We start from the raw sequence: 7916 nt of genomic DNA, 5'->3' as shown, positions 1-7916 counted from the left end.
TCCGGGGGGAATCATTCCCCCCGGTCTGCGAAGCATATTTTTCTCGTTGTTCTTACAGCGGGTAATCCAGCGCTTCGGGGATCATGACCCCGGTGATGGCTTCGCCTGCGCGGTCGCGGGCGAGGCGGGCGCCAGCCAGGGCGGCGTCGGTGCTGGCGCGCAGGGCCGGGAATTCTCCAGCCTCGGGCGCGTCTGTGTAGCCGTACACCAGCTCGGCGCAGATGCGCGCCACTTCACCGGCGGTGCGGGAGTTCTGCAGGGTCAGCAGGTCGGCGAAGAAGCCCAGGGTATCGTCCAGGCTTTCAGCCAGCAGGGGATTCTCCGGGCCTTTGAGCTTCAGTTCCTGTACGTCGGCCACGAAGGAGCGCGCGGCCACGATCCAGCTGATGGCGTCGGCCATGGGGAAGGTGACGCCCTGGCGGTTGCCGCTGAAGAGCTTCTTGCCTTCGGCGTCCTTGCTGTTCTGCAGGTGGTTCAGGGTCCACATCCACAGGCGCATGGCCTGGGCCAGGGCCTTGGTTCCGGCCTGGGGCCAGGTTTCGGCCAGGGCGTCCAGCTCCTTGATCCAGTGGCCCATGAGGGCCAGGAATACGGGGTTGCCCATGGTGGCGGTGAGGTGGCGGCGCTGCACGACCTCCGGGCCTTCGTAGGTGGCCTCAAGCTGGCAGTCGCTCCATTTCTGGAACAGGAAGCCGGGGCAGTCTTCGGTGACGCCGTAGCCGCCCACCAGTGAAACGGCCTCGCGCATCATGTTTGCGCCAACGCCCGGGCACCACAGCTTGCAGGCCGGGATGAGCACGTTGGTCTCGGCGTCGAGGACGATGCTCTGCACGAAGATGTCGGCGGAGAGTTCGGCGAAACGCGCTGCGTCGCGCTTGTCTTCCGGGGTATAGAGCAGGTTCAGGTACTCAAGGACTTGCGGCTCCATCTTTTTGAGGGCGCTCATCTGGGCGCGGGGGCCGGTGATGCCCTGGGCGTGGAACTGCGCTTCCTTGTCCTTTTCCAGGGGGTCGAGCAGGTCGGCCTTGCGCGCGGCGTCGAAGCCGAGGGAGGAGCCGGCCTCGCCGCAGGCCCAAAGGTCGGCCAGACGCTGGCAGGCGTCCTCCTTCATCTGCAGGCCCTGGTCGAAGCGCGGGGTGCCGGGCTGGGCGTCGCCGCCGCGGAAGCGGGTGCGGTGGTAGCGGATGATGGGCTCCACTGCGGAGAGCAGCTTGGCCGAGCTCATGACGCCAACCGGGATGCGCGTGCGGTGGAACACGGAGCCGATGATTTCGGCGTGGCTGAAATTGGGAACGATGACGCCGTCCTTCACGGTGTAGCCGCCGATGATGCGGCTGGCTGGCACCTTGAGGCTCATGATGGGGTCGCGGGTGCTGGAGAGCTGGTGCACCATCTTCAGGGTGGGCGCGCCGCGGTCGAACACGCCGGGGTCGCCCTCTTCCAGGATGACCATGCAGGAGCCCTTGATGCGCGGGTCGTCGCTGGTCACTGCGGCGGTGACGAAGTTGGCGAAGTCCATGCCGGTGATGAAGCGGCCACGCTTGTCCACGTGGAGCAGGGGCTCCTCGCCGTCTTTCCACTCAGCCACGCGGATCTTGCTGGTGAGGATGCCGGTGTCCACGCCGACAAAGGGCAGGGGCTCGGTGAGGGCGAAGGCTCCGCGCCAGGTCTCGCGCCCCTCTCCAGGGCAGGAGATGCTCATGTAGTGGTCGCGCTGTTCTTTGGTGCCCTTCTCGTGGATGGGCGCCAGGGCCAGGTTGTTGGCCAGACCGCAGGTGGCGGCGCCGGCGTCGACCCAGGACAGCTCGAAGGTGGTGAGGCTGAGGGCGAAATTCTTGGGGCCGTCGATGTACCCGCCCTGGGTGGTGTCCATGTACAGGGCGGTGAGGCCGGAGGTGTCGAAGGCGTCGAGCAGGGACTGCTTGCGCTCGTCCCACTCGTGGGTGTTGCGCACGCCATCGGCCACCATGCGGGCCACGTGGCCGCGGGCCACGCCGCGTGCGGACTGGACCACCATCTGAAGGTCGTAGCGGTCGCTGTAGCGCCACATGATCTGGCGGATGTCATCACCGGGCAGGGTCGCGAGCTTGCTCATGCGTGAACCTCGAACATGCTGATTTTGTTGCGGCATTGCAAAAGGCAGGGTGCCGAATGTGAGGGCTCAAATACGGCATTCGGGGCCTCGCGTCAAAGGCTATTTGTCCCTGCGGGGCTGGCTCAGCCCAGGAGAGCGGCGTAGTCCGCCGCCATGCGCGCTGCGTTGAAGCGTTTGGCGCCGCGCGTTTGCGCGGTTTGACCCAGGCGGCGGCACAGGGCCGGGTCGGACAGGAGCGCGCGTGCGGCCAGGCAGAAGGTGTCCATGTCGCCTGGCGCGACAAGAAGCCCGGTTTCGCCGCTCATGACGATTTCCTTAACGCCGCCCACGGCGTAGCTAAGTACGGGCAGCCCCAGGGCTGCGGCCTCCAGCAACACCAGGGGGTGGTTGTCGGCCAGGGTGGGGTAGGCCAGCAGATCCGCAGCGCGCATGAGCAGGGTCAGGCGCTGGCGGTCCACGTAGGGCCAGGTGGTCAGGCCGTTTTGGCTGGCGGCCTCGTCGCCGCCCACGGCGAACCCCAGGGCCTGGGGCAGGCCTTGGCGCAGGCCCTGCCAGTATTCCGGCCAGCGGGGGCCGGCCTTGTACGCTGCGCGCGCGCCGCCATGGGCCGCGAACAGGACCACGCGGGCCGTGGGCGCGATGCCCAGCGCAGCCCGCGCCTGGTGGCGGGAGGGCATGCGGGCGGTGGACGGCCAGGGCACGCCGTTCGGGATGACGCGCACCGGGAGATCCGGCAGCGCTTGGCGGGCCAGCCCGGCCAGCCAGCGCGAAGGGCTTGCGAACTGCGGGTTCAGACTGCGCAGCATCTCTGCGACCTCGGCTTGCCGGGCGCGGGCCTCGGGGAACTGGCGCGGGCAGGGCTCGGCGCAGGCCGGGAAATGCGGGCAGTCGAGGGGGTAGGCGCAGCCGCCGGTGAGGGGCGTGGCGTCGTGCAGGGTGAGAAGCACGCGGCGAGCATCGGCATGCGGCAGCAGGCCTTCAAGGAGCGCGCGCCAGTCGGTGCTGGTGTGCAGGTGAAGGGCGGCGTCCTGCGGCAGGGCTTTCAGATGGAGTCCGAGTTCTCCCGGCGGCGTGGGGCCGGAAGGGGGGATGCTTTGCGCGGCGTGTCCGTCCAGAGCCTCCGGGTCGTTCTCGGCCACCTCGAAGCTCAGGCGGGCGTCCAGCGTCGCTTCCATTGGCCCGGCTTGGTGCTGGGCTTCAAGCAGCAGCCGCGCCACGCGTACGGCTCCGCCCCGGTGCGGCAGGGCCGCGTGGTGCAGGATGACGCGGTTCACGATGGAAGGCCTACGGCGCGGCGGGCACAAACTCAAGCAGGTCGTGCTTGAGGGCCCAGAGAATGTGGTAGCTGGCTGCCTCGGCGTCCATTCCGGCGCAGAGCTCGCGAAAGCGCTCGGATAGCAGCAGGGCGGTTTCGCCCTTGCGCGCCAGGAACACCAGCTTGCGGATGGCCTCGGCATTCACCAGATTGTCCAGCCCGGCGTAGAGGATGGGGAACTCGCGCCCACCCAGGAGCGCGGCTCCGGTGCGGCCTGGCCGGAACTGGTCCTCGGGGTTCAGCGTGTGCGCTGGGTAGGAGGCGAACACGCGGGAATAGGGCAGCTGCAAAGGGTGTGGCAGGTGGCGCAGGGTGGCGATGTCCGGCGCGGGCAGGGCGCGCAGCTCATCCCAAAGCTCCAGGTGCTGGAGGATGACGTCCGGCCAGAGGAAGTGCATGCGCACATGCTCGCGCCCGGCTGCGCCCATGCGCTGGCGCAGTGGCCCGTCTGCCAGCAGCGTTGCCAGGGCCTGGGCCAGCTCCGGGGTGTGGACCACGGTGCGTTGGGCCAGGAGCAGGTGGTACTGGTTGTCGAAAAGCAGGGGGGCCAGACGGTCCACGAAGTCATCTCCGGCCTCTGGCGCCGGGCCTGTGGTGGGCACCAGCAGCCCCGTCTCGCCGTGGATGATCAGGTCGCGGTAGCCGTCGTAGTCGGAGGCGATGACGGGCAGGCCGGCGGCCTGGGCCTCCAGCAGGGTGATGCCGAAGGTCTCCTGCGGGTTGTCGGCGATGGACACGAAGATGTCGCAGGCGGCCAGCAAATCGTTTTTGCGGCGCTCACCGGGGCGCAGGTCCAGGCGCACATCGAGGCCCACCCGCGCTCCCATGTCCACCAAGGTCTGGGGAAAGGGGTCGTGCTCCTCGGCCCAGCCCGCCACCACCAGGGACACGGACTCGCGCCGCAGGCCTTTGGATTTGTCGGGTTGATCCGCGAACAGGCGGTTCATGGCCCGGATGAGCGGCAGCATGTCCATTTTGGAGGCATGGGACACCCGGCCCAGCACCAGGATCAGGGTGCGGTTGGCGGGCAGGTCCAGGCGCGCGCGCAGGGCGGTTTTGTCCGCAGGCTGAGGCAGGGGCGCGGCCAGGCTTTCCGGGTCCAGGCCCAGGGGGACTCGGCGGATGCTCGGCCCGGCGATCTGATTCAGGCCGTATCCGGCGCGGAGGTGGTCGAAGAAGCCTTCCACGGCCAGCCTTCCGGCTTCGGAGGTGGCGATGATGCAGTCGCGCGCGGTGGCTCCGGCCCACAGATGCCGCAGGAACGCCGCCGGATAGTCCGGGTAGGACAGGGAGTGCACCGGCCCGGTGATTGGGAAGACTTCCGGCGCGCAGGCGTTGCGCAGCCGGGCGATGTGCGTCGGGTGGTTGATGCAGTCGGACTGGTGGAAGCAGAAGTATGAAGTGTCGGCCAGCCGTGCGGGCAGTTCACGGCGGTCCATGAGTCGGAAGCGCCCGGCTTTGGCGATGTCTGGCGCTATCTGCGCAAGGTTTGCGGCCAGGGATTCGCGCTGGGGCTTGTCCGATATGAAGAAATGATAGGCATCAAAGGGGTCTGCGGCCAGCAGGAAGCGCAGGAAGCCCACGTTGGCAACCCTGCGGCCCAGGATGGGCCCGTCCTCGATGAATGGGTCCAGTGTGCCGAATACGCCGGGCTTTTTCATATCCGAGACAAAGCCACAGTCGGGGGTTTTTGTCAAAGGCCTGGGCGGATTTTGGGTCTTGCTCCAACTCGTGCTTCGGCATTCTTTGCCGCCGGAGCGTTTTTTGCAATGCTCGTTGCGTTAAGCAGTCTACACCAGGAGGCGTTGGGCCATGCATCGAGCAGAACATCCTGAAATCATGTGGGGTCTTGGTCTTGACCCGGACACGGCGGCACTTATTGAAGAGAGCGCCGGGCCTGGTTTCGCCCTGCGCAATCTGCCCCCGGACGCCGTGGCCTGGATGCGAGGACAGGAGGGCCAGAGCCAAGCCGCCTGGATTCCCCAAGATGCTTGGGAGGGACTGTCAAAAGCTCGCCGCAGGGCTTGCCGTTCCGTGAACTCCGTGCGCCGCATCCTCATCGTGGCCGAGGGGGCCGAGCCTCTGGAGACGGAGCAGGTGCTTTCCGAGGGGTTTCTCACCGCTGTGCGCGCCCCGCTGACGCGCTACAAGGTGCGCGATGCCCTTTTGCGCCTGCGCGAGCTGGATTCCCTTTCATCTGACCTGCGCCGCAAGACCGAGGAGGTCATGCTTGAGCGCGAGCTGCTGACGCGCAAAGGCAACCATTTGACTTTTCTGAATCGCGTGCTTTCCCGCGCCTCGGCCTCCCTCGACGCGGGCACCATCCTGTCCAAGGCCAGGACCGATCTGCGGCACCTGCTGCCCCTGGAGGTGATGTGCGCCGTGTTTTGGAACAGGGCCGACGGCGGGCCTGGCCTGGACGCGGAGATGTATCTGCACTGCCTCATGGCTCCGGTGGAGCATGCCGCCTGGGAAGAGGTCTTGCTGGCGGCGGCGGAACGCCTGGGCGGAGCCAAGGTTGCGGACTGCCGCCAGTACTGCCTGACCCCAGGCAAACACCTGCGCACCACGCCTGCTCCCGGCAGCGGCCGGCTGCTCATGCTGCCCTTGTCCGCAGGGGGCGAGAGCTTCGGCTGTTTGGCGCTCTTGACCCAGAAGGGAGTCCGCCTAGCCAAGGATCAGGTGCAGACTCTGAACGCGGCGGTGAACCATCTGGCCTTGGCGCTGCGCAATGCGCTGCTGTACCGCCAGGTCAAGAGCATGGCCGACCACGACGGGCTGACCAGGATTGCCAACCGACGCCGCTTCGAGGAGCGTCTGGAAGAGGAGGCCCAGCGCCATGGCCGCTACGAGCTGCCCTTGTCGCTCATCCTGCTCGACCTGGACCATTTCAAGAACATCAACGACACCCATGGACACCAGACCGGTGACGCCGTGCTGCGCGGCATGGCCGGACTGTTGTTGGAGAGCCTGCGCAGCTCGGACCTTCCGGCCCGCTATGGCGGCGAGGAGTTCGCGGTGATCCTTCCGCACACCAGCCGTGAGCAGGCCGTGTTTCTTGCGGAGCGCATCCGGCAGCGCGTGTCGCAACGGAATTTCAGCGAGACCAAAGACCCGGTGCGCCTGACTGTGAGCGCGGGCGTGGCGGCGCTTGAGCCCGGAGCGCGTGGTCAGGATCTGGTTTCCTTGGCGGACCAGGCCTTGTATCTGGCCAAAAACGGGGGGCGCAACCGTGTGGTTGTGGCTGGCCCGGAGGCTGGGACGCAGAGTCTGGGAGAGGATGGTGAGAGGCTCGGGACCGAAGCCGTGGCCGTGGTCGCTGCGGACCAGCCCCTGCTTGCGCACGGGGTCATGTAGCCTAGCGCCAGCCCCCGCGGCGCTCATAAATTTTCCACTGGCCCATCTCGGGCAAGAGCACGAACAGCGCGTCCTCCTCCACGGTTTCGATCAGGGGGGGGACGCTCATTGTGTATGATCCGGTGACCTGGATGCGCGCCAAGTCGGGGTCGGCGGTGACCCGCCGAAACTTGAGGCCGCTCAGGTCCACTTTGGCCATACGGAAGCGCTCCAACTGCCCCCTGCGGTTTACCGTATCCCGCGCAGCAAGGAAGGCCATGGCCTCTTCCTGGCGCACTCGGCGCGAGAACACATCTGGCAGCCGGTCGTCCAGGGTGGCCTGGCGCTCAAAAAACTCCCGCAGCACCTGATATTGCGCCAAGGCTTCGGCATCGTCTGGCTTGGTCGCCTCGCTTGTTTCGGCGCCTGGGGCATCCAGCGGGTGCGAGCCAGCGGCCATGAGCGGCGCTGGGGCGAGGAGCATGCATCCCAGCAAGCCCAGGATCGTCAGGGGGGCGATGGCCCTTTTCATTGCAGGTCGTCGATGAGATCCTTGAGGGCCTCATAGTCCAGGGGTTTGCATATGAATGCCTTGGGATTGGTGCTGGCGGCCAAGCCCCTCGTGCCTGCGTCTGTGTAGGCGGTGCAGTAGATGATGGGCAGGTCGGGATTCTTCTCGCGTATGCGGGTGGCGGCTTCAATGCCGTCCATGGAGCCTTCGAGCATTATATCCATAAGCACCACGTCTGGGTGCTTGAGCGCGGCGTATTCCACGGCTTGCTGCCCTGTGGCGGCAGTGCCCACCACTTCGCAGCCCATGCGTTTCAGGTTGGCTTTTGTGGCCAGGGCGATAATGCTCTCATCCTCAACGATGAGCACGCGCGGTGGCCAAGACAAAGGTGGGCAAGCTAGCATAATGCGACTCCTGGGCTAGTTTCCATCGTAGGCTCTTGTGCGTTTCGTTTGTAGCCACTCGGACGGCCGATGTCCAGGGAAGGGGTTTGTCTCGAAATTGGCATAAAACTTTTTCGTCAACGTTGACAGGCGAAGTAAAATGTGCCTAGACATTTCTTAAAGAATCACTATAACAATTTTTGCCGGACCGAGCGCAGCCCATAAGCCGTTCCAGGGTTGAGGCCAGGGGCAGGGTTCCTGCCTGCCTGCCAATAG

At 66.2% G+C, this 7916-nt stretch carries 6 protein-coding genes; 1 reads left to right on the top strand and 5 read right to left on the bottom strand.

All coding sequences use genetic code 11. The features are described 5' to 3' along the window. Positions 1-52 precede the first annotated feature (52 nt). The 3 genes from Q8O35_RS11630 to Q8O35_RS11620 form a co-directional block, all read right to left on the bottom strand. Positions 53-2095, bottom strand: a complete 2043-nt coding sequence (locus Q8O35_RS11630) for an acyl-CoA dehydrogenase family protein (RefSeq protein ID WP_305573462.1) — start codon at positions 2093-2095, stop codon at positions 53-55. A gap of 122 nt (positions 2096-2217) precedes the next feature. Next, the gene (locus Q8O35_RS11625; protein ID WP_305573460.1) at positions 2218-3369 is read right to left on the bottom strand and encodes a glycosyltransferase; all 1152 of its coding nucleotides are present in this window, start codon (positions 3367-3369) and stop codon (positions 2218-2220) included. A 10-nt stretch (positions 3370-3379) separates the two neighbouring features. Further along, positions 3380-5071, bottom strand: coding sequence for a glycosyltransferase family 4 protein (locus Q8O35_RS11620; protein ID WP_305573458.1), 1692 nt, complete (start codon positions 5069-5071; stop codon positions 3380-3382). A gap of 151 nt (positions 5072-5222) precedes the next feature. Here Q8O35_RS11620 and Q8O35_RS11615 point away from each other — a divergent pair, with 151 nt between their 5' ends. Next, entirely contained in the window at positions 5223-6767 is a 1545-nt protein-coding gene (locus Q8O35_RS11615; protein ID WP_305573456.1) for a diguanylate cyclase, read from the top strand. Position 6768: 1 nt separating this feature from the next. Here Q8O35_RS11615 and Q8O35_RS11610 read toward each other — a convergent pair whose 3' ends face one another. Continuing rightward, positions 6769-7230: a hypothetical protein gene (locus tag Q8O35_RS11610; protein WP_305573454.1), complete on the bottom strand. Its 462-nt coding sequence runs from the start codon at positions 7228-7230 to the stop codon at positions 6769-6771. A gap of 44 nt (positions 7231-7274) precedes the next feature. Continuing rightward, a complete protein-coding gene (locus Q8O35_RS11605) occupies positions 7275-7625 on the bottom strand; it encodes a response regulator (RefSeq protein WP_305573452.1) in 351 nt (116 codons plus the stop codon). Between the last annotated feature and the right edge of the window lie 291 nt (positions 7626-7916).

It is taken from the genome of Humidesulfovibrio sp. (assembly GCF_030689645.1).
Lineage (GTDB): Bacteria > Desulfobacterota > Desulfovibrionia > Desulfovibrionales > Desulfovibrionaceae > Humidesulfovibrio.
This window is presented reverse-complemented; position numbering and strand designations above follow the sequence as displayed.

Excerpts from the sequence above, each read along its gene's own strand:
- Q8O35_RS11610 (WP_305573454.1), bottom strand. The coding sequence starts at position 7,230 with ATGCTCCTCGCCCCAGCGCCGCTCATGGCCGCTGGCTCGCACCCGCTG.
- Q8O35_RS11630 (WP_305573462.1), bottom strand. The coding sequence starts at position 2,095 with ATGAGCAAGCTCGCGACCCTGCCCGGTGATGACATCCGCCAGATCATG.
- Q8O35_RS11620 (WP_305573458.1), bottom strand. The coding sequence starts at position 5,071 with ATGAAAAAGCCCGGCGTATTCGGCACACTGGACCCATTCATCGAGGAC.
- Q8O35_RS11615 (WP_305573456.1), top strand. The coding sequence starts at position 5,223 with ATGCATCGAGCAGAACATCCTGAAATCATGTGGGGTCTTGGTCTTGAC.